Source organism: Stenotrophomonas sp. 112478_Sma (genome assembly GCF_056479905.1).
The window spans coordinates 1,343,101-1,367,627 of record NZ_CM151072.1 but is presented as its reverse complement, the minus strand read 5'-3'; the positions used below and the strand labels follow the sequence as shown (position 1 = coordinate 1,367,627).

Sequence of the window (24,527 nt, the reverse complement as noted above, 5' to 3'; positions counted from 1 at the left end):
GGCCGGCGACGGATGCCAGCCTACCCCCCGGCGGCGGATTTTTCTATTCCACGCTTTCACACGTTCAGCAGCAGGAACTCGCGCTCCCACGAGCTGATGACACGGAAGAAGGTCTCGTACTCCTTGCGCTTGACCGAGATGTAGGCCCGGCAGAAGCGCTCGCCCAGCAGCGCCTGCAGTTCGCCGCAGCGCTCAAGCCCGTCCAGCGCTTCGCCCAGCGAGCGCGGCAGGTTGTAGCCCAGCTCCTTGGCGCTGCCGGTGACCGGCGCATCCGGCGCCAGCCGCTCGCGGATGCCGAGCAGGCCACAGGCCAGGGTGGCGGCCATCGCCAGGTAGGGATTGGCGTCGGAGCCCGCGAATCGGCTCTCCACCCGCATGTTCTCCGGTGTATCCAGCGGCACGCGCAGGCCGCAGGTGCGGTTGTCGAAGCCCCAGTGCACGTTGCTCGGCGACACCTCGCCGAACACCAGCCGGCGATAGGAATTGACGTTCGGCGCGAAGAACGCCATCGCCTGCGGCGCATACTTCTGCAGCCCCCCAAGATAATGGCCGAACACCGGGCTGAACTCGCCTTCGGCATCGGTCTCACCGGCGAAGACGTTGCTGCCATCGCTCACCCGCACCAGGCTCTGGTGGATGTGCATGGCGCTGCCCGGTTCGTTCTCCATCGGCTTGGCCAGGAAAGTGGCGTACACGCCGTGGCGCATCGCCGCCTCGCGCATGGTGCGCTTGAACAGGAAAACCTGGTCGGCCAGATCCATCGCATCGGCGTGGGTGAAGTTGACTTCCAGCTGTGCCGCGCCGGATTCGTGGATCAGCGTGTCCACGTCCAGCTTCATGGCATCGGCGTAGTCGTACATCAGGTCGAGGATGGGGTCGAACTCGTTGACCGCATCGATCGAATACGACTGCCGCGCTGTTTCCGGGCGACCGGAGCGGCCGGCAGGCGGCAGCAGCGGGAAATCCGGGTCGGTGTTCTTCTGCACCAGGAAGAACTCCAGTTCCGGCGCCACCACCGGGCGCAGGCCCAGCTCGGCGTAGGCCGCCAGCACGCGACGGAGCACATTGCGCGGCGCCAGCTCATGCGGCTCGCCATTCTTGGTGTAGCAGTCATGGATGATCTGCGCGGTGGCATCGGCGGCCCACGGCACCATGCGCACGGTGTCCGGATCCGGGCGCAGCATCATGTCCGAGTCCGACGGCGAGGTCAGTTCGTAGTAGTCATCCGGAAACTCGCCGGTGACAGTCGTGGCGAAGATGCCCTCGGGCAGGCGGGTCCCGTAGTCGTGCGAGAACTTATCGGCGGGAATGATCTTGCCGCGCGCGTTGCCGGTGATGTCGGGCACCAGGCATTCGACTTCGGTGATACGCCGCTCCTTCAGCCAGCGCAGCAGGCTGCTCTCCTGCGGTGCGGGGGGCGTTGCCGTCTTGCGCGGGCGCGTTCGGGAACTCATCGGGAATCCAGTTGGTTCTGTTGATGCTGCCGGCAAGCTTGGCCGAACGCACGGAAAATAGCGTGATAGAACGGCGCCTGCATGACGCGCCACTCCGGGTGCCACTGTACGCCGAGCACGAAGCGGTGGCGCGGGCTGCGTGCCGCCTCGACCAGCCCGTCATCGGCGCGGGCCTCGACCTGCAGGCCGCTGGCCAGGCGGGCAATGCCCTGGCCGTGCACCGAATTGACCTGCACCCTCCCCTCGCCGTGCCAGTCCGCCAGCCACCCATCCGCCACCAGTGTGACCGCGTGGGACGGCCCGTACTGCACGTCCACGGGCGCCTGCGGATCTTCGCGATGATCGGCCAGCCCGGGTACCCGATGGACCTGTGGATGCAGGCTGCCTCCCAGGGCGACGTTCAATTCCTGGAAACCACGGCAGATCGCCAGCACCGGCAGGTCCATCGCCAGCGCCTCGTCCAGCAGTGCGAAGGCATTGGCATCGCGCGCAGGATCATGCGCATTGCCGGGCCAGCTGCGGCCACCGTCGTAATGCTGCGGCTCGATGTTGCTGACCGCACCGGTCAGCAGCAGACCGTCGAGGCCCTGCAGCCAATCGCGCGCAGGTAGCGGCGGCTGCAGGCTGGGCAGCACCAGCGGCGTGACCTCCGCTGCCTCGGCCAGGGCGCGGACATACTTCTCGCCGGCCACCGCAAAGCGATGATGGCCAAGCACCGTACTGTCGGTGGGCAGGCCCACCCAGGGCAGGCGACGCATGGGGAAACTCCTTGGCGTGCAGACACGTTACCCGCAGGTCCGCGAGTGCGGCAAGTCGTCGCCATCACGCGCGAGGTGCCAAGTATCGGCGAAACTGGGGGCGTGAACGCCGATCAACCTCCTCCGCCCCGTCTTCCCACCCTGCGCCCGCGAGGCCCGCAGTGACGTCCGCCTTTCCAGCCAGCTGGTATGCCGCCAGCCTGCCGGAGCCGGCCGCCCTGCCTCCGTTGCAGGGCGACATGCAGGCCGATGTCGCAGTGCTCGGTGCAGGCTACACGGGCCTGACAGCGGCGCTGGAACTGGCCTCACGCGGCCAGCACGTGGTCCTGCTGGACGCCCACCGGATCGGCTGGGGCGCGTCCGGTCGCAACGGTGGCCAGGCGCTGGTGGGCTATGGCTGCGAGGTGGACGAACTGGAACGGCAGCTGGGCCGGGACGATGCCCGCCATCTGTTCGACTGGTCACGTGACGCCGTGCAGGCCATGCGCACCCGCATCGACCGCTACGGCATCGACTGCCATTGGCGTGAGGGCCACGCCAGCGTCGCCATCCGTGCCCGCCACGAGCGCGAGCTGCGTGCCCACTGCGAGCACCTGCAACAGCAATACGATTACCCGATGCAGTGGTGGGATCGGCAGACACTGCGTGGGCAGCTGGACAGCCCGCGCTATCGCGCGGCCATGTTCGATCCACTCAGCGCGCACCTGCACCCCCTGGCGTATGCGCGCGGCCTGGCCGACGCAGCGCGCGCGGCCGGGGTGGTCATCCACGAGAACTCTGCGGTCACCCGCGTGCAGCGCGGGCCTCGCCCGGCCCTGCACACCGCGCACGGCAGCGTCAGCGCCGCGCATCTGGTGATCGCCGGCAATGCCTGGCTGCAGGGCCTGCTGCCAGTGCTGGAGCACCGCATCATGCCGGTAGGCACCTATATCGGTGCCAGTGCGTGCCTCGGCCCCGAACGGGCCCGCGCCCTGATCCGTAATGACATGGCAGTAGCAGACACTGCCTGGGCGCTGGACTATTTCCGCCTGAGCCACGACCACCGTCTGCTGTTCGGGGGCCGCGCCAGCTACTCGGCGCTACCGCCGCCCGGGCTGCGCGGAGTGATGCAGCGACGCATGCACGCGGTTTTTCCGCAGCTGGCCGACGTCGCTCTCGATCAGGTCTGGGGCGGCTATGTCGACATCACCCGCAACCGCGCCCCGCATTGGGGACGGCTGGACGGCAATCTGTACTTCGCGCAGGGATTCTCCGGCCACGGCGTGGCGGCAGCCGGCCTTGCGGGTGACGTGATCGCCGCGGCAATCGCCGGCCAGAGCGAGCGCCTCGACGTGTTCCAGCGCCTGAAGCACGCGCCGTTCCCGGGCGGGCGCCTGCTGCGCATGCCGCTGCTGGTGGCTGCGATGTCGTGGTACAGGCTGCGGGATGCGTTGTGGTGACGATATCAACGCCCTTGACGGGACTCCACGGCAGCGCGACTTGATCCCTTCACACCGATTGTTTGCATAATCTGCACAGGAGCAGGGGGAGCACGTGGATGCAGTGGTGGAAGGAAGGTCTACCGGTGAACATCCGGATCAGTCCCCAGGGACTGGTGCTGATGCTCATCTATGCCGTCGCCTGCGTGGCCACGCGCAAACTTTCGGTAGACCAGTTCTACCTGCCGGCAGGTGTGCGTGTGGCCGCCTTGCTGCTCTGTCCACCGCGCCTGTGGCCTTACCTGTTGCTGGGCGAGTACGCCTACTTCGCCCATCTGCGGATTCCGCTGCTCGAAAAATACGGGTTGGCATGGGTGCTTCTGGCCTCGGCATTTCTCATGCCGGCAGTGATGCTGATCGTACGCATGCACCGGAAGTTGCTTGCGCGCACCACGGTCCTCGGCGTGATCTCGATCGCGGTCTGTGCCGCGACGATCATCAGCCTGCTCAACCTCGGAATCTCGTACCTGCTCTGGGAGCCGCTGCATAACGCGTCGTTTATCACCAACGTAATGCGCTATGCGCTGGGCGACTTCACTGGGATCCTCATCCTGGCGCCACTCGCGCTGCTCTGGATCCGTCGCGCCGAGGAACAATGGACACCCCGGTCCGTTGCGGCCACAGTCGGAGCACTAGTAGCCATGCTGGTCATTGGCCTGCAGGCGACGCCGGTACCCGCCTCGATCACGGCCCCTGGCTCGCTGCAGTTGTTGTTGATCCTGCCTATTCCCGCAATCGCCCTGACCTGCCTGCTGGGATGGCGCGGGGCGGCCGTCGGTGTCGCCGCAGTGAACATGATTCTTGGTCTGAGCACCCCTTCTGACCACCCCGCATCATTCGATCAGGCGACCTTTGCCACCCAGCAGGCCATGGCCATCGCCAGCGTCGCCCTGTTGTTGCTGGGTGCGCGCATCACGCATTTCCAGAGCCAGCATCGGCTGCGTGAGGAAGACGGCAGAAACTCGATGAAACTGGCCCGCAGTACGCACATGGCCAGCGAAATGGATCTGCGAGAGCGAGCGGCGCACCTGCGCAGGCTGGGCGAGGGGATGGACCTGTCGCTCAACGAGATGGTGAACTGGCTGCACGCGCAAGGGCACCACGCTGTCGCCAACAGCCTGAAACACACATCAGAAGTCCATTCGCGCCAATTCCGCGCGCAGGCGAGCATGATCTACCCATCCGCCCTGGAGCGTCTCGGGCTTTACGTCGCTCTTCGTGCAGGTGGCGTGCGGGAGGCATGGGACAATACGCACCGGGTTACGCAGCCCCGGCTGACGGGCGACCCATGTCAGTTGGGAGTGGATCTGCAGCTGGCCGCATACCGGACCGTGGTTGAGGCCGTATCGTTGCTGCTCAGGTATGAGCCCGGTCAGATCTCCGTGCGCATCAGGTGCGGCGTCTTCAGACAGATGCACGGAGTACTGATTTCCGCCGCTCTTGTCGATCCTCACCATGCGCTTTCGCAACAGACTCAGGAACTGGTCCGTTCACAGCTATTGGGCCGGATCGTCGCCTATTCCGGGGCCGTCGATGTTCAGAAAAACAGGATCCGGATCGCCTTGCTGGATGGGCTGGCCACCTATCCGCAGGCCCCTCTGGCAGCACACTGTCCAGATGCGCCGTGGCCGTTCGACCAAGGTCGGCAATCTGCAACCTGACATAGAATTGCCAGTCAAAGCGCGATGGATGTCACTAATTCGCAGCAGTGCTGAACTGGTGTCGGCGGCAAAGAGCCAGGTAAGGAAGAAGAGATCCGATTGCGTAGGCGGGAATCTGCCGATACTGTCGCCAGAGGTGTAGACGTCCAGAGTGGATGGAACGCCACCATGGTACGAGCAAGGGAGGCTTGGGATTGAACTGGTGGAAGAACGATGTCGAGCTGAGCTTCCGGATACGCCCCATCGGACTTTTCATCGCTGGGATGTACGCCGTCACGTGCTGGGCCGCTCGTCAGGTCTCGCTCGACCAGTTTTACCTGCCGGCAGGCATACGGGTCGCTGCGCTGCTGCTCTGCCCTCCCCGCCTCTGGCCCTATCTGCTGCTTGGCGAATATGCTTACTTTGCCCAGATGCGATATCCACTCATCGGGAAGTATGGGCTGGCTTGGGTGATCCTGGGCTCCGTGTTCCTCATGCCAGCGGTAGCCTTGGTCGTGCGGGCGCATCGCAGATTCATGACTGCGACAACGGAGGGCTGGCTTCTCTCGATGGCGGTTTCCGCCGCGCTCATCGCCACCGCATTGAAACTGGGCTTGGCCCACCTGCTCTCCGAGAACCCGTCTTCCGTGCCATTTGCGACACGAGCTGTCCGCTTCGTGCTCGGTGATTACATCGCAATACTGACTGTCGCCCCACTCGCACTGCTCTGGATCCGGCGCCGGTCACTGTACGAGTGGAAGTTTTGGAAGCACGCGCCTACCGTAGCCGCATTGACACTACTGATATCACTGGGCGCATTCATGGCCTCGGGTGTCGAGCTCCCAGATGCCACCAAGACATCCCTGCAACTGGTGATGGCTTTGCCGGTTGTTGCCTTGACCTGCATCCATGGCTGGCGAGGAGCAGCTGTGGGTGTTCCGCTGTTGAACATAGTGATTGCAATGACAACACCAGCATCAGGACTGCCTGGTTCGTTCGACCAGCGAACATTCATGATGCAGCAGCTCATTGCCGTTGCAGGGACGGCGCTTCTTCTACTCGGTTCCCGCATCACTCAGCACTATCATCAGCATGCGCGCCATGATCTGGATGGGAGTCAGACGGCCAGGCTTTCGAGAACTGCTCATATGGCCAGCGAACTCGATCTGAGGCAGCGGGCGCTTGATCTCAGGAAGATCGCAGACGGCGTCGAGAAATCACTGAACCAGACTGCCGATCTTCTGAAAATGCACGGACACCATGCACCTGCAATGGATCTGCTGCACACCTCGACGACACATTCACGCCAGTTCCGTGAACTCACAAGCCTGGTGTATCCAACCGAAGTCGAGCAGGTCGGGTTGTATGTTGCCCTGCAGGTCAGCGGCATCAGCGAAAACTGGGACCGGACCAGCAGGGTTGCGCTCCCCCGCATGACGGGCGACCCCTGCAGGCTGAGCATTGCACTGCAGCTTGCTGCCTATCGAACCCTTACCGAAACGGTCGCACTGCTGCTCAAACACGAACGGGGGCAGATCCAGATCCAAGCACGCTGCGGCAGCCTGCATGGTCAACAGGGCATCCTGATCAGTGCATCTCTGTTGGACAGAGATCGCCACTTGTCGCTGGAAACCGCAAAACTGATCGTCGAGCGCCTGAGTTCACGTGCACTGGCCTATGGCGGTAAAGTGCAGACACGTCAAAACCGCGTAAGAGTGCTACTGCAGGAAACGGCCACGGGTGCAACCCACGGCAGCACGCATGCAGCGTGGATTGCTCGCGCCGACATCACCTGACTCTCACTCATCCGCCTCGATCAAGGAAAAGATCATGCTTCAGCGACTCGTAGCCGGCAGTTCGATCGCCCACGTTGCGTTGCTACCAGCACCATAGACGACCAGCGAGAACTCGGCTTGCCTGAGTACCACATGCCGCTGGGACTTTTCCGGCAATGCCAGCCGCTGCGACGGCAATGACACGGTAATCGGACTTTTGCCGGCCGGGAGCGTCCAGAACGTGGTGTCAACCTTGCCGATTATCAGCAGGACCTGTCCGGAGAGGTCATTCACCTGATAATAGTTGATTCCCTCACGCTCGAACCCATACACCAGCCAGTTCGGATCTGCACTCAGATTCGTCGCTGCTGGACGGGACTCACCAAGCCCCGCCTGAGCCATATGTGTTCCGTTGTCGTCACTCGGGCAGCATGCCGCCTCGGCGACGGCAGGTGCGGACAACAGAGTCATTGCAGGCATCAAAAAACGCAGACCAGAGAAATTCACACTCACCCCCGTGTTCGGTTGGACAACGCCAGGCAAACTCACTTCGCCACCCCATGACTGGATGGGCTCTCGGCCTCGCTTGCGGGCTGCCTCAGCCGGACGGAGTCAACCTCAGGCCGCCGGCAGGGTGGCGCAGCCAGCATAACCATCATCCAGCACCAGCGCCACGAGCAGAACTTCCGCCACTCCGCTCGTCGGGCCCCGACACTGAACGTGTCGGCCGGCGTTCACGCGATGACAACGCATGCGGTACCACCACTAAAGTTACGGCCGAAACCGCCGCTACCCGTGCCAAGACTTCCCTGACGTGAGCCTCCGCATCATGCCCGTCCTGCCGCAGGCCGCCGTCGATGGCGACCTCGCCGATCCGCTTCCGCAGCGGATCCTGCTGGTCGAAAACTCCCGTGCCTTCACCGGCATGCTGCGCGAGGCGATCGAACAGCGCCTGGAGCTGCCCGTCGTGGTCGCCTCCACCCTGGCCGAGGCCGACCGCCTGCTCAATGAGGGCGGCGGCTGGTTCCTGGTCCTGACCGGCCTGGTTCTGGCCGATGGCGACAGGGACGCGGTGGTCGAATTCTTCCTGAAACGCGATCTGCCCACCGTGGTGGTCAGTGGCGTGTATGACGAGGATCTGCGCAAGCGCGTGCTGCAGCAGCAGATCATCGACTACGTCCTGAAGAACACGCCCGGCAGCATCGACTATCTGGTGTGGCTGGTGCAGCGCCTGGAACGCAACCGTCGCATCGCCGCGCTGGTGGTGGACGATTCGCCCTCGGCACGCGGCTATGCGGCCGCGCTGCTGCGCATGTACGGCCACGAAGTGTACGAGGCTGCCGATGGCAATGAAGGCCTGGCGGCGATCGAGGCCCATCCTGCGATCCGGCTGGCGGTGGTCGACCAGGAGATGCCCGGCATGCAGGGCGTGGAATTCACCCGCCGCCTGCGCACCCTGCGCTCGCGCGACAAGGTGGCGGTGATCGGCATTTCCGGCAATACCGACGCATCACTGATTCCGCGCTTCCTGAAGAACGGCGCCAACGACTTCCTGCGCAAGCCCTTCTCGCGCGAGGAATTCTTCTGCCGCGTGTCGCAGAACGTGGACCAGCTGGAGCTGATCGGCACCCTGCAGGATCTGGCCACCCGGGACTTCCTGACCGGCCTGCCCAACCGCCGCTGCTTCCTGGAACAGAGCCAGCGCCAGCTGCCCCAGCTGCAGACCCATGGCCAGAGCGTGGCGGTGGCGATGATCGACATCGATCACTTCAAGCACATCAACGATACGCACGGCCATGAGGCCGGCGATGACGCCCTGCGTGCCGTGGCCGGGGCGGTGGCCGTGCATGCGCGCAGCCAGGACTTGATCGCGCGCTTCGGCGGCGAGGAGTTCTGCCTGCTGGTGCCGGACATGGAGCAGGACGAGGCAATGCTCTACTTCGAGGAACTCCGCCAGCGCATCGCGGCGCTGGAAGTGGATATCGGCACCGCCACACTGCGCATGACCGTCAGCATCGGCCTGTGCTGCCTCCGCCCGCAGCGCGATGCGCTGCATCGCCTGATTTCCGAGGCCGACCGTCAGCTGTACCTGGCCAAAGCCGGTGGCCGCAACCGGGTCAGCTGCACCACCATGGGCAGCCCGCTGCGTCCGCGCGAGCCCGCCCTGCCCTGATCGATCCGCTTTGATCCAGATCAACGCTGCCTGCCGGCAGCAGCCCTACAGTCGGCCCCGACATCACGCATGAAGGGGAGCCGGGGATGGCATTACTGGTCTGGCAGGACGATCTGAACATCGGCATCGATGTGATCGACCAACAACACCGCCGCATCATCGAGATGCTCAATCACCTGCATGTGGCCCAGGCCAGCATGCAGCGTGCTGCTGTCGGCGAAGTGATCGACGAGGTGGTTGATTACACCATGTCGCACTTCGCGTTCGAAGAAGAGCTGATGGAGGAAGCCGGCTATCCGTTCTGCGCTGCCCACAAGCGCGTGCATGAGGTCTTCATCAAGCGCGTGGCCGAGTACCGGCTGCGGTTCCAGGCCGGCGAGGACATCAGCGACGAGCTGCGCACGATGCTCTCGCGCTGGCTGTTCAACCACATCCGCGGCGACGACCAGGCCTACGCCGAACAGGTCAAGTCACATCTGAACCAGTTCACCCGTGAACACCAGGGCGGGGGCTGGCTGGGCCGCACGCTCAAGCGGATCTTCGGCTGATCAGCGCACGCGACGCTGCAGTGCCACCAGCGCGGCCAACGTCGCAACCGCGGTCAGGCACAGGTAGTAGCCGACCGCGACCAGGCCGAAGCGCTCGGCCAGCCAGGTCGCCAGGTACGGAGCGGGCGCCGCACCGAGAATGCCGGCCAGATTGAACGACAGCGATGCGCCGGTATAGCGCACTTCGACCGGATAGATCTCGGCCAGGAATGTGCCGCAGGGGCCATAGGTCAGGCCCATCAGGAACAGACCCAGGCACAGGAAGCCCAGCACCAGCCACGGGCTGCCGGGCTGGAACAACGGCGCAAACAGCAGGCCGAAGCCCAGGATCAGCACGCTGGCCACGATCATCGTCCGGCGGGTGCCCCAACGGTCGCCGTAGCGCGCCGACAGCGGGATGCCCAGCGCGAAGAACAGCATGGCGGCCATCTGCATCAGCAGGAACTGCTCGCGGCTGTAACCGAGTACCGCCGTGCCATGGCCCAGGCTGAATACCGTCATCAGATAGAACAGCACGAAGGTGGCGAATGCGCCCAGCGTACCCAGCAGCATCGGCACGGGATGGTCGCGCAGCACCGTCCACATCGGCAGCCGCACCGGCGCTCTGCGTTCCAGCGCCTTCTGGAAGTCCGGCGTCTCATGGATGTTCAGGCGCACCCACAGGCCCAGCCCGACCAGCAATGCGCTGGCCACGAACGGAATACGCCAGCCCCACTGCAGGAAGTCGTCCTGCCCCATGCTTCGGCCCAGCACCAGGAAGATGCCTGCCGACAGCAGGAAACCGAGCGGCGCGCCCAGCTGCGGGAACATGCCGTACCACGCGCGCTTGCCCGGTGGTGCGTTCTCGGTTGCCAGCAGCACCGCCCCGCCCCACTCGCCGCCCAGCCCCAGCCCCTGGCCGAACCGGCACAGCGCCAGCAGCGCCGGAGCCCACAGCCCGATCTGCGCATGGGTCGGCAGCAGGCCGATTGCGACAGTCGACAGTCCCATGGTGAGCAATGCCGCGACCAGGGTGGCCTTGCGGCCGATGCGGTCGCCGAAGTGGCCGAATACCGCCGAACCCACCGGCCGCGCGATGAACGCCACGGCGAACGTGGCCAGGGATTGCAGCAGCGCGGCCTGGTCACTGCTTTCCGGGAAGAACAGATGCGGGAACACCAGCACCGCGGCGGTGGCGTAGATGTAGAAGTCGAAGAACTCGATGGTCGTGCCGATCAGGCTGGCCAGCAGTACACGGCGAGGGGAATTCACGGGTGACGCGGCAGCGGTGATCGTCGACATCGGCAAGGCAGGCAATCCGGATCGTCCGATTCTGCCACGCATGACCCAGCAGGCGTGACGATGGTTTCAGCCGACACGGATGCAATCACACGCGATGCGATGTGTTCAGGGCGGTGGTGCCGCCACTCCCTTCGGGGCGCGACCCGCTGCTACAGCTGGATCCAGGTGGCCTTGATCTCGCTGTACTTGTCGAAGGCATGCAGTGATTTGTCGCGCCCATTGCCGGACTGCTTGTAGCCCCCGAAGGGGGCGGTCATGTCACCGCCGTCCCAGCCGTTGACCCAGACGCTGCCCGCGCGCAGCTGCCGCGCAACCCGGTGTGCCCGGCCCAGGTCCCGCGTCCACACGCCCGCCGCCAGGCCGTAGCGGCTGTCATTGGCCAGGCGCACCGCTTCGGCCTCGTCGTCGAAACCCAGCACCGCCAGCACCGGACCGAACACCTCCTCGCGCGCCAGGGCCTGTTCCGGCCGGACCTGGTCGAACACGGTCGGCTGCACGTAGCAGCCGCCTGCTTCCACCTCGGCGCGGCGTCCCCCCAGCAGCAGGCGCGCTCCGTCAGCTTCGGCCATGGCGATGTCCGCCAGTACCTTGTCCACATGCGCGGCATCGACGAGGGCACCCATCGGTGCGTCGGCCTCCAACGGGTGGCGCGGCTGCATGCGCTGGCCATGGGCGATCACCCGATGCACGAACTCCTCGCGGATCGAACGCTGCACCAGCAGCCGCGAGCCGGCGGTGCAGACTTCTCCCTGGTTGAAGAAGATGCCCTGCGCCACCCCCTTGGCCGCCTGCTCCAGGTCGGGCGCATCGGCAAACACTATATGCGGGCTCTTGCCGCCGCACTCCAGCCAGACCCGCTTCAGATTGGAGCGCCCGGCATGCTCGAGCAGCTTGGCGCCGGTGGCGGTGGAGCCGGTGAAGGCCAGCACGTCGACATCCCTGTGCAGCGCCAGCGGCTCGCCCACGCGGGCACCATCGCCCGGCAGAACGTTGAGCACGCCATCAGGCAGACCGGCCTCGCTGGCCAGCGCTGCCAGCCGCAACGCCGTCAGCGGCGAGCGCTCGGAAGGCTTGAGGATCACCGAATTGCCCATGGCCAGCGCCGGCGCGATCTTCCAGCAGGCCATCAGCAACGGGAAGTTCCACGGCACGATGGCGCCGACCACACCCGCAGGCTCACGCGTGACCAGGCCCAGCTCCTGGGGGCCGGTCGGTGCGATCTCTCCGTACAGCTTGTCCACCGCCTCTGCGGTCCAGGCCAGGCAACGCACCACGCCCGGCAGGTCGATGCGCCGTGCATCGCGCACCGGCTTGCCCATGTCCAGCGTTTCCAGCAGGGCCAGTTCGTCGGCATGCGCTTCCACCAGCGCCGCCAATGCCAGCAGCACGCGCTTGCGTTGCGCAGGGCTCACCTGCGACCAGTGGCCGGCCTCGAAGGCGCGCCGTGCCACCTGCACGGCACGCTCCACGTCCTGCGCGTCGCAGTCGGCGACGGTGCCAAGCACGCGGCCGTCGATCGGGCTGACGCAGTCGAAGCGGGCACCGCTGGCGGCATCCACGTAGCGGCCCGCGATGAAGGCCTGGCCGGGAATGGAGAGCTGGCCGGCCAGCGCCTGCCAGTGGCTGCGGTCGGGGAAATCGGCCATGACAGGATCCTGCAGTGCGTGTCGTTCCGGTTATACCGGTGCCGCCGCGACCTCGCCGTGACAGGCCATGCCCCGTGTGCACGGCGGGCATGGCCCGGGCGATGACGGCTGCGCTACAGTCCCTGCATCGGACCCGACGGAACCGGCATGAAGAACCCCGCGAGCGACGTGCACGAGCTGGCCATCCAGCGCCCCGACTCCCTGGAGGCGTACTGGATGCCCTTCACCGCCAACCGCCAGTTCAAGGGCGCGCCGCGCATGCTGGTACGGGCCGAAGGCATGCATTACGAAGACGTGGACGGGCGCCAGGTTCTCGATGGCACCGCCGGCCTGTGGTGCTGCAATGCCGGCCACGCCCGCCCGCGCATCGTCGAGGCGATTGTCGAACAGGCACGCACGCTGGATTACTCACCCGCCTTCCAGATGGGTTCGCCACCGGCATTCGCGCTGGCGCAGCGCCTGGCCGCGCTGGCTCCGGCCGGGCTCAACCACGTGTTCTTCACCAACTCGGGCTCCGAGGCGGTGGATACCGCAATGAAGATCGTGCTGGCCTATCACCGCCAGCGCGGCGAAGGCCAGCGTACCCGTTTCATCAGCCGCGAGAAGGCTTATCACGGTGTGGGCTTCGGCGGCATGGCGCTCGGCGGCCTGCCCAACAACCGCCGCCAGTTCGGCCTGCAGCTGGCGGGCGTGGACTATCTGCGGCACACGCTGGATCTGCAGCGCAACGCGTTCAGCAAGGGCCTGCCGCGCCAGGGCGCGGAACTGGCCGACGATCTGGAGCGGCTGATCGCCCTGCACGACGCGTCCACCATTGCGGCCGTGTTCGTCGAGCCCATCGCCGGTTCTGCGGGAGTGATCCTGCCTGCGCCCGGCTATCTGCAACGGCTGCGGGAGATCTGCGACCAGCACGGCATCCTGCTGGTGTTCGACGAGGTCATCACCGGTTTCGGCCGGGTCGGCATGCCGTTCGCCGCGCAGCGTTTCGGCGTCACGCCGGACCTGCTGACCTTTGCCAAGGGAGTCAGCAACGGCGCGGTTCCGCTGGGTGGCGTGCTGGCCAGCGATGCGGTGCACGCCGGCCTGATGCAGGGCCCGGCACAGGCCATCGAGCTGTTCCATGGCTATACCTATTCGGGGCACCCGCTGGCCTGCGCGGCAGCCCTGGCCACACTCGACGTCTATGCAGAGGAGCGCCTGTTCGAGCGTGCCATCGAACTGGGCGAGTACTGGCAGGAGCGGCTGCACGCCCTACAGGGGCTCCCCAACGTGATCGACATCCGCAACTTCGGACTGGTCGGTGCGGTCGAGCTGGCCCCGCGCAAGGATGCTCCGGGCAGCCGTGGTCACGAGGTCTACCGGCGCTGTTTCCACGACGGCGGACTGCTGGTGCGCTGTACGGGCGACATCATCGCGCTGTCGCCGCCACTGATCGTGGACAAGCCCCAGATCGACCAGATCACCAGCACTCTGGGCGAGATGATCCGGGCCACCGCGTAAGCCCGGGCCGGCGACAGCAAGCAGGTACAATGGTCGGTTCCGTTCCTGCCCGTTGCCGTGCCCATGGACATCGTCGTCAAAGAAGAACTCAAGGCCTACATCGACCCGCTCACGCCCGACGAATATGAGGCGCTGGAGCGCAGCATCCTCGCCGAGGGCTGCCGCGATGCACTGGTACTGTGGGGCGATGTCCTGGTGGATGGCCATAACCGCTACGGCATCTGCCAGAAGCATGGCCTGCCGTTCAACACGGTGCAGAACAGCCGCTTCCAGAGCATGGAGGACGTGCACCTGTGGATGATCGAACAGCACCTGGGCCGCCGCAGCGTGTCCGATTTCCAGCGCGGCGTGCTGGCCCTGCGCAAGCGCGACATCCTGTCGGCACGCAAGCAGATCGAGCAGGCCCAGCTGCAACGCGAAAGCGATGGCACCGCCGCATCGGCCGACGATGCCGGTGAAGACAGCCCACCGTGGGAACCGGCGCCGAAACTCAGCCGTGCGGAACTGGCCCGCGAAGCGAAGCTGAGCACCAGCCAGGTCGGGATGATCGAACGCATTCACGCACAGGCCGCCGCCGAAGTCGTGGAAGCGGTCAAGGCTGGCGTGATCTCGATCAGCGCGGCCGCGGCCGTGGCCGACCTGCCCGAGGAAGAGCAGCGCGCGGCAGCCGCAGGCGGCAAGGACGAACTGAAGCAGGCCGCCAAGCGCGTACGCGAGTCCAAGCGCAAGCCGCGCGCGGCGAAGCCAGAACCGGCGGAAATGGCGTTCGAGGAGCCCAGCGAGGACGAGATCGCCCTGCGCGATGCGGAAGTGCTGTCCGCGCTGGAGCAGTTGGGTGAGGATGCGCCGGCGCTGCGCCGACGCGTCGTCGCGCTCACTCGCGAGAACGATGCCCTGCGCACGCAGCTGGCGGCATTGCGCAGGCAGCTGGAAGCGCTGTAACGAATGGGTAGCGCTGGGCCATGCCCGGCGAGCGCAGCGGGCCCTGAAAAGCCGCCGGGCATGGCCCGGCGCTACCGATGCGCCGGCATCATCCGGTGGCGGTTAGACTGCCGCCATGACGTCCGCAATCGATCCGCGCCGCGCCCAGCTGCGACGCCTGAAAGCCATCGCCCTGGGCCTGCTGGTGTTGATGTTGGCCGGTTTTGCGGTCAGCCACTGGCAGGGCGAGCGCGGCGCCTGGGCCTGGGTATCCGCCTTCTGCGAGGCGGCAGCGGTGGGCGCGCTGGCAGACTGGTTCGCGGTGGTCGCCCTGTTCCGCAGGCCGATGGGCCTGCCGATTCCCCATACCGCCATCATTCCGCGCAGCAAGGAGCGCATCGGCGACAGCCTGGCGCTGTTCGTGCGCGATCAGTTCCTGGAACCACAGGTGCTGCTGGCCAAGCTGAAGGTGTTCGATCCGGCTGGCCGTCTCGGCAGTTGGCTGGCCGAACCGGCACGCGCACGCATGCTGGCCGACATGGCACGCGGCTGGGCGTTGCAGGCACTGGACTTCTTCGATGAACGCGCCGTGCGCCGGCAGCTGCACACGTTCGTGGTGCAGCAGTTGCGACAGTGGAACGCGGCATCCACCGCCGGCGAGCTGCTTGCCCTGCTGACCGCCGACGGGCGCCACCAGCGTGTGCTGGACGAGGGCCTGCAGAGACTGGGACGCTGGCTGGAGCAGCCGGAAGTGAAGGAGCGCGCGTCGCAGCTGATCGTGCGCTACATCCAGCGCGAATGGCCGACGCTCTCAAGCACGGTGAACTGGGTGAAACCCATCGACGAGATCGGTGACAGCCTGGCCGAGCGGCTGGCACGCGCCGTGCTGGAGGAGCTGCAGCAGGTACTGGCCGAGCCGCAGCATCCGCTGCGGCAGGATTACGAGGCGTGGCTGGGCAACTACGTCCAGCGCCTGCGCGAAGACCCGGCGCTGGCCGAGCGCATCGAACAGCTCAAGCAGGAGATGATCGACCATCCTGCCCTGCAGGAGTACGTGCAGGGGCTCTGGGCACGCATCCACGCCAGTCTGCGCGCCGACCTGCAGCGCGAGGATTCGGCGCTGGTCGGCCACCTGCAGCGCAGCCTCGCCTCGCTGGGAAGCACCCTGCAATCCGACCCTGCGCTGCGCGATGCACTGAACCAGCATCTGCTGGAAGGCGCACAGCGCCTGACCGGGCGACTGCGCGAGGGGGTCACCACGCACATCGCACAGACGGTCAGGGGCTGGGACGAGCGCCATCTGGTCGAGCAGCTGGAACTGAGCGTCGGGCGCGATCTGCAGTTCATCCGCTTCAACGGCACGCTGGTTGGCGGCCTGATCGGCCTGCTGCTGCACGCTGCAACGGTGGTGTTCCGCTTCTGAGCGTGGGTCCGCTGACCTGCTGCGTAGGCACGGAACGACTCCTCTTTCGTCACGCAGCCTTGATTAACAGAATGCGAATGCCTATCATTTACTGATCGGTGGTGCGCTTGGCCGCACGGGCAAGGAAGACCTGTCCGGTGCCCATGTACAGCCCTGACCTCCGGCTGCCCGTCTGCGCGGGCAGCGCTGCATTGATGGGACACGCTGGGCGACGTGCGCGGGGCGCAAGGGGGCCGCAGGCGCGTTCGATCCCCTCCCCGACCGACAGGACCACCGTGGACCGCTCGCCCGCAACCGCCAGCTCCCGTGTTTTCTTCCGCAACCCGCGCTGGGGCATCCTGTCGCGCTCGCTGGCCGCGATCTTCGGTGGCTATGCGCTGGCCTCCATGACCGGCGTGTTCTGTGCCGTCGTCCTGCCGGGCGCGCGGGGCCAGACCGTGCTGACCGGCATGCTGCTGGCCATCCTGGTTGCCGCCTGTGCCGCGCTGTGGGCATTCGCCACCCGCAGTGCCCTGCGTGCGTGGATCGGCATCCTCGCCCCTGCCCTGCTGATGGCCGGCATCGCGCGGCTGATGGGAGCCTGGGCATGAAGAACGGATTCCGCCAGTCGATGGCCTGGCTGCACACCTGGACCGGCCTGCTGGTCGGCTGGCTGCTGCTGCTGATCTTCATGGCCGGTACCGCAAGCTACTACCGTGAAGAGATCAGCCGCTGGATGCGCCCGGAACTGCCGGCCAGCACCGTCAGCATCGATGTGGCCGCGCAACGCAGCGTGGACTACCTGCAGACCCATGCGGCGCAGGCCCAGACCTGGTTCGTGACCCTGCCGCAGCCGCGCAACCCGGCCATGCAGCTGTTCTGGCGCCTGCCACCCGAGCTGGCCGATCCAAGCCGTGGCCGCCGCGGTGCCTTCGGCGATGCCACGCTCGACCCGAACACCGGCGACGAACTGAACGCCCGCCAGACGCGCGGCGGAGATTTCTTCTACCGCCTGCATTTCGACCTGCACTACATCCCCGTGCTGTGGGCCCGTTACCTGGTCGGCTTCTGCGCCATGTTCATGCTGGTGGCCATCGTCACCGGGGTGATCACCCACAAGAAGATCTTCAAGGACTTCTTCACTTTCCGCAAAGACAAGGGCCTGCGCTCCTGGCTGGATTTCCACAATGTCAGCGCGGTGATGGCGCTGCCCTACCACGCGATGATCACCTACACGGGCATCGTCACCCTGATGATCATGTACCTGCCCTGGGGCGTGAAAGTGGCCTACCCGCAGGATGAGGACAAATTCTTCAGCGAAGCCTTCGGTGGCCTGCCTGAAGTAACCGCGCCGGCCGAAGGCCGCGCCGCGCCGCTGCCGATCGCCCGCCTGCTGGACGATGCGCGCGCCCACTGGCATGGCGCCGAAGTGGCCGGCTTCACCGTGTCCAATCCGGGCGCGCGCAACGCGGTGATCGACATCCGCCAGCGTGACGGAAAGCGTCTTTCCATCGACACGCCTTCGCTGCGTTACGACATGGTGGACGGCAGGCTGCTGGAACAGACCCCGGCCTCCGGTGGTGCCACCGCCACCCGTGGCGTGCTGTATGGCCTGCACCTGGCGCGCTTCGCCGACTGGGGGCTGCGTGCGTTGTTCTTCCTGTCCGGCCTGGTCGGCTGCCTGATGGTGGCCAGTGGTGTGGTGCTGTGGGCAGTGAAGGAACGACCGAAGCATGCCAAGAGCGGGCGCACCGGCTTCGGCCTGCGCCTGGTCGATGCGTTGAACATCGGTACCGTGGCCGGCCTGCCGATCGCCTTTGCCGCCTACTTCTGGGGCAATCGGCTGCTGCCGCTGGATCTGGCCGATCGCTCCAATGCCGAAGCCAACGTGTTCTTCTATGCGTGGGGCGGCGCCCTGCTGGCCGCGTTCGTCTGGCCGAAACGGGTGATGTGGACGTGGCAGCTGTACGTGGGCGCAGCCGCATTCGCGCTGGTTCCGGTGGTCAACGCGCTGACCACCCACGCCCATCTGGGCATTACCCTGCGCAGCGGCGACTGGGTGCTGGCGGGCTTCGACCTGTCGATGATCGCCTTCGGTGCGATGCTGGCGCTGTGCGGCTGGCGCATGCAGCGCTGGACGCCACCGCTGTCTGCGGCCGAGAAGAAAAAGCGTGCCGCGGCAACCGTTGCGCCCAGGGCACCGACCGAAGCCACCGAAGTGGAGGCCAGCGCATGATGCTGCTGGCGCTGGCGCTTTCCTTCTCTGCGTTCACCGCGTTGTCGCTGGCGATGGAAAGGCACCAGCACGATCTGCACGGCAAAGCCGCCGCCGTTCCGGCACGGCGCGCCCAGTGGCGGGCGCTGGGCTGGTTGCTGCTGGCGGTCACCTTCGCCCTGTGCGTTGCCGACCATGGCTGGGCCATGGGTCCGGTGCAGTGGCTGGGCGTGATGACGGTGGGCGGCGTGACGCTGTCGTTCGGGCTGTATCCCTACCGGCCGCGGTGGATCGTGCCGCTGGCGATCACCCTGCCGTTGCTGGGCCTGGTGGTGGCGCTGGCATAGCCGGTAGCGCCGGGCCATGCCCGGCGAACCTTCAACCCAAACGCTTCAACTCCCACGCACGGTGGATGCGTGCGTTGCGCTCGAAGTCCGGACCGATGGTACGCGCAGTGATCTCACGACACTGGGCGAACTCGGCGATCGCGTTCTCTTCCAGCTTGAAACGGCGGAAGTTGTTGGAGAAGTACAGAACGCCTGCCGGTGCCAGCCGTGCCACCGCTGCACGCAGCAGCCGCAGCTGCTCGCGCTGCACATCGAAATCATCGGCGCGGGCGGAGTTGGAGAACGTCGGCGGATCGCAGAAGATCACATCGTACTGTCCGCGGTCGGCTTCCAGCCAGGCCATCGCATCGGCCTGCACCAGAAGATGCTGGTTGCCGCCCTGACCATTCAGGGCCAGGTTGTCGTAGCACCATTGCAGGTAGGTAGCGGACAGGTCGACACTGGTGGTGCTGGCCGCGCCGGCCACGGCTGCCTGCACGCTGGCCACGCCGGTGTAGCAGAACAGGTTGAGGAAGCGCTTGCCACGCACCTGCTCGGCCATCATCCGGCGCAGCGGACGATGGTCCAGGAACAGGCCGGTATCGAGATAGTCGAACAGGTTCACCTGCAGCAGCGCATGATTCTCGCGCACCACCACGAACTCGTCGCGCTGCTCGAAACGGCCGTACTTGCTGCCGCCCTTGCCACGCTCGCGTGACTTCATCGATACCTGTTCGGGCGGCACGCCGAATACCTCACGCGCGGCGGCCAGCAGTTCGTTGCGGCGGCGGCGCACGTCGTTCTCGGGAATCGCCGCCGGTGCAGCGTATTCCTGCACGTGCAGGAAGGTACGGCGCTGTCCACCGTCCTCTTCGTAGACATCGATGGCCGCCGCGTATTCCGGCAGGTCCGCATCGTAGGCGCGGAAGCAGGTGATGTCCTCGCGCGCGCGCCAGCTCTTGAACTTCTTCAGGTTCTTGCGCAGGCGGTTGGCCACCATCTGCGCACCTTCGCTCAGCTCCCGCGGCTGTGCCGGATCACGCCCCGGCACCGCGATCGGGTCGCAGACGATCAGCGCGCATTCCAGCGCGCCATTGAACATCTGGTACTTCTTGGCCGCACGAAGACCCGTGGCGAAGGCCAGCTCGTCGTTGCCGCACAGCAGGCTGGCGCGCCACTGCGGCACCGCCTTCTGCAGCGCGTTGCCCAAGGCGCGGTACAGCGCCGGATCGGCGGCCAGGCGCTCGTCGTAGGGCGGGTTGCAGACCACCGCACCGATCTCCTGCTCCGGCGAGGTGAGCTCGGATACGTCGGCGCGGGTGAAGCGGATGGCGTGGGCCACGCCCGCCACTTCGGCATTCTCGCGTGCCGCTTCGATCGCCGTCGGATCGATGTCGCTGCCGTGGATCACCGGCTTCAGCGCGGCCAGGCCGGTGGCCTCGCGCTCGCGCGCCTCGCTCTGGATCGCCTTCCAGGCCACCTTGTCGAAGCCCAGCCAGCGGCTCGGCGGCAGGCTGCCGTGGCGCATCAGGCCCGGCGCGACGTCGGCCGCCATCAGCGCGCCTTCGATCAACAACGTGCCGCTGCCGCACATCGGGTCCAGCAGGCCACCACCGGCGGCATGCAGACGCGGCCACTGCGCCCGCAGCAGCAACGCGGCCGCCAGGTTCTCCTTCAGCGGCGCTTCGTGCGCGGCCCCCCGCCAGCCACGGCGGTGCAGCGGGCCGCCGCCGAGGTCGATCGACAGCGAGGCACGTCCCTTGCGCAGCGACAGGTTGACGCGCACATCCGGCAGATCGGTGTTGACCGACGGCCGCTCCAGGCCCTCATCGCGCATGCGGTCGACGATGGCGTCCTTGATCCGCTGCGCGGCAAAGCGGGCGTGGGTGATCTTGTCGCCGGACACATGCGCATCCACCGCCAGGGTCATCTCCGGCTTGATGTGCTCATGCCACGGCAGCGCACGCACGCCGTCATACAGCGCCTGCTCGTCGGGGCATTCGAACTCGTCGATCGGCCACAGCACGCGGCTGGCCAGGCGTGACCACATCACGATCCGCAGCGCCTGCTCCAGCTCGCCCTCGGCATTGACGCCGGCAATGGTGGCAGTGGCCTTGTCCAGGCCCAGGGCCGACAGTTCATCGGCAAGCAGGTATTCCAGGCCCTTGGCGCAGGAGACGAAGAATTTCACGGGATCGGTTCGCAGGTGGTCGGGCGCGGCAGGGGAGCCGCGCCAGTCGGAAAGGAGGGCCGTGGGCACGGCCGGCAGGCCCGCGCCGGGGGCGGCGGGGCTGCCATTGTAGTCAATGCGGGCCGGCGCGCCGTGCGCCCCGGCTTCACAGTTGGCGCAGCAGGCGCTCGAAGGCGTGTGCGGATGCCTCCACGTGCCGCTCCAGGCGGTGGCCATCGTCCACCAGCAGCAGCTGTGCCGAGCGCGCCTGCGCCCAGGCGATCACCCCGGCGGCAGGCACAACATCATCGTGCCAGGCCTGGACCACGGTGGTGGGGACCGCTGCGGCGTCCAGCGCCGGCATGGGCCCCATGGTGGTCGGCGGGACCATCAGGAACAGGCCCGCCACCGGTACCTGCAACGAGGCGATCGCAGAGATGTAGGCGCCCAGGCTGGAACCCGCCAGTACCAGCGGCCCTTGTGCCGCCGCATGTGCAGCGCGTTCCAGCAGGCGCTGCAGACGCCCCGGCACGTCACCGACGCGGCTCACTTCGCTCATCGCGTCCAGATCGGTGTAGTCCGGCCGCTCATGGGTCCAGCCCAGGCGTTGGGCGACCTCGGCCAGTGCCGTGACCTTGGTGGCCTCCGGCCCGCTCTCGAAGCCATGGGAGAGGATGCAGTGACCGCGGCTCATGCGCACGCTCCGCAGGCGCGCACCGACAACGAAAGAGAATGCAGGTTCATTGCGCAATGCTAGCATCGCCGCATGCCCAACCCGCTCCTGCCCGGCCTGCTGCTGCAGCCCCTGCCCTATCACGACCTTCTGCCGCTGCGCGCGCCGGACACGCTGGAGATGGTGGTGATCCACTGCACCGAGCTGCCCGACCTGGCCACGGCCCGTGCCTATGGCGAGCGGGTGCTGTACGACAGCGGCGCCGGCAACAGCGGCCATTTCTACATCGACCGCGACGGCAGCGTCGTGCAGTACGTGGCACCTGAGCGCGTGGCCCACCACGTCCGCGGCATGAACGCACGGACGCTGGGCATCGAGCTGGTCAACAGCGGGCGCTACCCCGACTGGTTCGACAGCCGTCACCAGGCGATGGACGAGCCGTACACCGAGCCGCAGCTGCAGGCCCTGGAACAGCTGCTGCTGGCCTTGGTGGCGCGCTACCCGTCACTGCAGCGGATCGCCGGCCACGACCAGCTGGACCGGGAACAGGTGCAGGCCAGTGACGATCCGACGTTGAGCGTGGCCCGCAAGCGCGATCCGGGGCCGTTGTTTCCGTGGGCTCGGGTGCTGGCGAAGGTGCCCCTGCAATCGATCGGGTAACCGGCAGGACTGCCGCCTGAAGGGGGCAGATCCGTTCTGCGCGGGAAAACGGATCTGACCCCGGTTCTGTCTCAGGTACCGCTGGCGACCGGTCGGCTGTTGTCGCTCACCCAGCCGCTCCAGGAATCGGCATAGATGCGCGCCCCGGACAGGCCCGCCGCTTCCATCGCCAGCAGCAGATGGCACGCCGTCACGCCGGAACCGCACATCAGTACGACCTGCTGCGGATCGCGATTGCCGATGATGCCCTGCAGCTCGGCACGCAGCTCCTGCGTATCGCGCATGCGGCCATCGAGCACATTGGATGCGAACGGGCGGTTGACCGCGCCGGGCACGTGGCCGGCCACCGGATCCAGCGGTTCGACTTCGCCGCGGAAGCGCTCTCCCGCGCGGGCGTCCAGCAACCAGCCCGGCGCATGCTTGAGCCGGGCGGTGATCTCGTCGGCGTTGGCGATCTGCGTGGTGTCAAAGCGCCCCGGATAGGCCGGCTGGGCCGGAACCTCGCCCGCACCGGTCGCCAGCGGCAGCCCCGCTGCCTGCCAGGCCGCAATGCCTCCATCGAGCACCGCCACCCGCGCGTGGCCCATCAGGCGCAGCAGCCACCACAGGCGCGCGGCGGCCATGCTGCCATCGCTGCCGTCGTAGACCACCACCTGGGTCTCCGGGGCGATACCCCAGCGACCCAGCCGTGCGGCGAACGCGTCGCTGTCCGGCAGCGGGTGGCGACCGTGGCCGGCACGCGTGAGGTCGGACAGATCCCGGTTGAGGTCGGCGTACACCGCACCGGGGACATGACCGGCCAGGTACTGGCCCTCGCCCGCCTGCGGATCGCCCAGCGACGCGCGCGCATCGACCACACGCACGGCGGTGCTCGCCGTTGCACGGGCGTCGACCACGCGCACGTCCTCGCCCAGTGCAGCGGCGAGGGTGGCGACATCGACCAGGGTGGTCCACGGCGGATCGATCGGCTTCATTGCACTTGCTCCAGGCGGCGACGCAGGTTGTAGAGAATGGCCGCCGTCGCCCCCCAGATCCGCTGGCCAGGCCAGCCGTACTCGAGCACATGACGGATGCGGCCACGATGGTTGATTTCGACCTGGCGCAGGTTGTCGGCCGCCATCAGGTAATCCAGTGGCACCTCGAACACCTCGGCCACTTCACTGGGCTGCGGCACGGGCACGAAATCCGGATCGACCACCGCCACCACCGGGGTGACACGGTAACCGGTGATGGTCACGAACGGATCGAGGTAGCCCAGCGGCTGCACCTGCGCAGGCGCCAGCGCGATTTCTTCCTGGCTTTCGCGCAGCGCTGCGGCCAGCGCATCGCGATCATCCGGCTCGGTACGGCCGCCGGGAAAGCCGACCTGGCCGCCGTGCTGTCGCAGGGTTTCAGTGCGACGGGTCAGGATCACCTGCGCGCCGCTGGCACGCGGCACGATGCCGGCCAACACCGCCGCTTCCACCGGCGGACCCGGCGGCAGCAGGTCGATCAGTTCACTGCGGTTCCAACCGTCACCGGCGGGCGGGGCGGCCAGCGGATGCAATGCGCGCAACAGGCGATCATGGTCGGCCAGCGAGCCGTGCAGCGATTGCTGCAGCTGCTCGCGCAGCGGCAGCACGCGATGCAGGATGTGGCTGCGTTCGCTGTCGCTCATCGACGACCACCGTGTGATCTCGTCGATGTGCCGCCGGCAACCGCGGCACAGCCGGTTGCCATCCAGCTTGCACGTTCCGATGCAGGGGCTTGCGACAACACGCGCCGGGTCTTCCGTAGTTTGCACGTTGCAACAGTAGCGCGATTGCGCTGAATTTGCGCGGGCTGAAGATGCGGCATGCGGTCCTTCGCCGCGCGCCTTCGCCGAGCATGGCCCGATGCTGCCGGCCGCGCGCGGCGCAAACAAAAAC

21 protein-coding genes are annotated in these 24,527 nt (G+C 66.6%); 12 read left to right on the top strand and 9 right to left on the bottom strand.

What is annotated here, in order from left to right; translation table 11 throughout:
* Positions 1 to 56: 56 nt before the first annotated feature.
* Positions 57 to 1,454 (bottom strand): glutamine synthetase family protein, encoded by a 1,398-nt coding sequence (locus ACZK08_RS06365; protein ID WP_065181214.1) that lies wholly within the window; start codon positions 1,452 to 1,454, stop codon positions 57 to 59.
* Positions 1,451 to 2,212, bottom strand: a complete 762-nt coding sequence (locus ACZK08_RS06360; protein WP_065176208.1) for a gamma-glutamyl-gamma-aminobutyrate hydrolase family protein — start codon at positions 2,210 to 2,212, stop codon at positions 1,451 to 1,453. Before ACZK08_RS06360 ends, ACZK08_RS06365 begins: the two co-directional genes overlap by 4 nt.
* A 161-nt stretch (positions 2,213 to 2,373) precedes the next feature.
* Between ACZK08_RS06360 and ACZK08_RS06355 the strand changes: the two genes are divergently transcribed.
* The 3 genes from ACZK08_RS06355 (at position 2,374) to ACZK08_RS06345 (ending at position 7,126) form a co-directional block, all read left to right on the top strand.
* The gene (locus ACZK08_RS06355; protein ID WP_065181213.1) at positions 2,374 to 3,651 is read left to right on the top strand and encodes an NAD(P)/FAD-dependent oxidoreductase; all 1,278 of its coding nucleotides are present in this window, start codon (positions 2,374 to 2,376) and stop codon (positions 3,649 to 3,651) included.
* Between the two features lie 98 nt (positions 3,652 to 3,749).
* Positions 3,750 to 5,351: an MASE1 domain-containing protein gene (locus tag ACZK08_RS06350; RefSeq protein WP_081284345.1), complete on the top strand. Its 1,602-nt coding sequence runs from the start codon at positions 3,750 to 3,752 to the stop codon at positions 5,349 to 5,351.
* 194 nt (positions 5,352 to 5,545) lie between these two features.
* Entirely contained in the window at positions 5,546 to 7,126 is a 1,581-nt protein-coding gene (locus tag ACZK08_RS06345; RefSeq protein ID WP_065176206.1) for an MASE1 domain-containing protein, read from the top strand.
* Positions 7,127 to 7,165: 39 nt separating this feature from the next.
* Here ACZK08_RS06345 and ACZK08_RS06340 read toward each other — a convergent pair whose 3' ends face one another.
* Complete coding sequence (locus ACZK08_RS06340; RefSeq protein WP_227255205.1) at positions 7,166 to 7,576, bottom strand: hypothetical protein; 411 nt, start codon at positions 7,574 to 7,576, stop codon at positions 7,166 to 7,168.
* A gap of 358 nt (positions 7,577 to 7,934) precedes the next feature.
* Between ACZK08_RS06340 and ACZK08_RS06335 the strand changes: the two genes are divergently transcribed.
* Positions 7,935 to 9,278, top strand: a complete 1,344-nt coding sequence (locus ACZK08_RS06335; protein WP_065176205.1) for a diguanylate cyclase — start codon at positions 7,935 to 7,937, stop codon at positions 9,276 to 9,278.
* 86 nt (positions 9,279 to 9,364) lie between these two features.
* Positions 9,365 to 9,826 (top strand): bacteriohemerythrin, encoded by a 462-nt coding sequence (locus ACZK08_RS06330; RefSeq protein WP_053516564.1) that lies wholly within the window; start codon positions 9,365 to 9,367, stop codon positions 9,824 to 9,826.
* On the opposite strand, the gene ACZK08_RS06325 is transcribed toward ACZK08_RS06330, so the two are convergent.
* Both ACZK08_RS06325 and ACZK08_RS06320 read right to left on the bottom strand, forming a co-directional pair.
* Positions 9,827 to 11,107, bottom strand: coding sequence for an MFS transporter (locus tag ACZK08_RS06325; protein WP_065181212.1), 1,281 nt, complete (start codon positions 11,105 to 11,107; stop codon positions 9,827 to 9,829).
* Positions 11,108 to 11,256: 149 nt separating this feature from the next.
* Entirely contained in the window at positions 11,257 to 12,753 is a 1,497-nt protein-coding gene (locus ACZK08_RS06320) for an aldehyde dehydrogenase (RefSeq protein ID WP_065181211.1), read from the bottom strand.
* A gap of 147 nt (positions 12,754 to 12,900) precedes the next feature.
* On the opposite strand from ACZK08_RS06320, the gene aptA reads away from it, so the two are divergent.
* The 6 genes from aptA (at position 12,901) to ACZK08_RS06290 (ending at position 19,138) form a co-directional block, all read left to right on the top strand.
* The gene (gene aptA, locus ACZK08_RS06315; RefSeq protein WP_065181210.1) at positions 12,901 to 14,253 is read left to right on the top strand and encodes an omega-aminotransferase AptA; all 1,353 of its coding nucleotides are present in this window, start codon (positions 12,901 to 12,903) and stop codon (positions 14,251 to 14,253) included.
* A gap of 63 nt (positions 14,254 to 14,316) precedes the next feature.
* Positions 14,317 to 15,195, top strand: a complete 879-nt coding sequence (locus ACZK08_RS06310; protein WP_065181209.1) for a ParB N-terminal domain-containing protein — start codon at positions 14,317 to 14,319, stop codon at positions 15,193 to 15,195.
* A gap of 115 nt (positions 15,196 to 15,310) precedes the next feature.
* Positions 15,311 to 16,597, top strand: coding sequence for a DUF445 domain-containing protein (locus ACZK08_RS06305; protein ID WP_065181208.1), 1,287 nt, complete (start codon positions 15,311 to 15,313; stop codon positions 16,595 to 16,597).
* A gap of 275 nt (positions 16,598 to 16,872) precedes the next feature.
* Positions 16,873 to 17,187: a DUF3649 domain-containing protein gene (locus tag ACZK08_RS06300; RefSeq protein WP_053518219.1), complete on the top strand. Its 315-nt coding sequence runs from the start codon at positions 16,873 to 16,875 to the stop codon at positions 17,185 to 17,187.
* Positions 17,184 to 18,812, top strand: a complete 1,629-nt coding sequence (locus ACZK08_RS06295) for a PepSY-associated TM helix domain-containing protein (RefSeq protein ID WP_065181207.1) — start codon at positions 17,184 to 17,186, stop codon at positions 18,810 to 18,812. The genes ACZK08_RS06300 and ACZK08_RS06295 overlap by 4 nt, the downstream gene beginning before the upstream one ends.
* A complete protein-coding gene (locus tag ACZK08_RS06290) occupies positions 18,809 to 19,138 on the top strand; it encodes a DUF3325 domain-containing protein (RefSeq protein WP_065181206.1) in 330 nt (109 codons plus the stop codon). Before ACZK08_RS06295 ends, ACZK08_RS06290 begins: the two co-directional genes overlap by 4 nt.
* A 31-nt stretch (positions 19,139 to 19,169) precedes the next feature.
* Here the strand turns inward: ACZK08_RS06290 and rlmKL are convergent, their stop codons facing one another.
* Entirely contained in the window at positions 19,170 to 21,308 is a 2,139-nt protein-coding gene (gene rlmKL / locus ACZK08_RS06285; RefSeq protein WP_065181385.1) for a bifunctional 23S rRNA (guanine(2069)-N(7))-methyltransferase RlmK/23S rRNA (guanine(2445)-N(2))-methyltransferase RlmL, read from the bottom strand.
* Between the two features lie 145 nt (positions 21,309 to 21,453).
* Complete coding sequence (locus ACZK08_RS06280; protein ID WP_053518227.1) at positions 21,454 to 21,981, bottom strand: alpha/beta hydrolase; 528 nt, start codon at positions 21,979 to 21,981, stop codon at positions 21,454 to 21,456.
* Between the two features lie 72 nt (positions 21,982 to 22,053).
* Here ACZK08_RS06280 and ACZK08_RS06275 point away from each other — a divergent pair, with 72 nt between their 5' ends.
* The gene (locus ACZK08_RS06275) at positions 22,054 to 22,620 is read left to right on the top strand and encodes an N-acetylmuramoyl-L-alanine amidase (RefSeq protein WP_065174726.1); all 567 of its coding nucleotides are present in this window, start codon (positions 22,054 to 22,056) and stop codon (positions 22,618 to 22,620) included.
* Between the two features lie 71 nt (positions 22,621 to 22,691).
* Here the strand turns inward: ACZK08_RS06275 and ACZK08_RS06270 are convergent, their stop codons facing one another.
* Entirely contained in the window at positions 22,692 to 23,594 is a 903-nt protein-coding gene (locus tag ACZK08_RS06270) for a sulfurtransferase (protein ID WP_065181205.1), read from the bottom strand.
* Positions 23,591 to 24,403, bottom strand: coding sequence for a CoA pyrophosphatase (locus ACZK08_RS06265; RefSeq protein WP_065181204.1), 813 nt, complete (start codon positions 24,401 to 24,403; stop codon positions 23,591 to 23,593). The genes ACZK08_RS06270 and ACZK08_RS06265 overlap by 4 nt, the downstream gene beginning before the upstream one ends.
* Positions 24,404 to 24,527 lie beyond the last annotated feature (124 nt).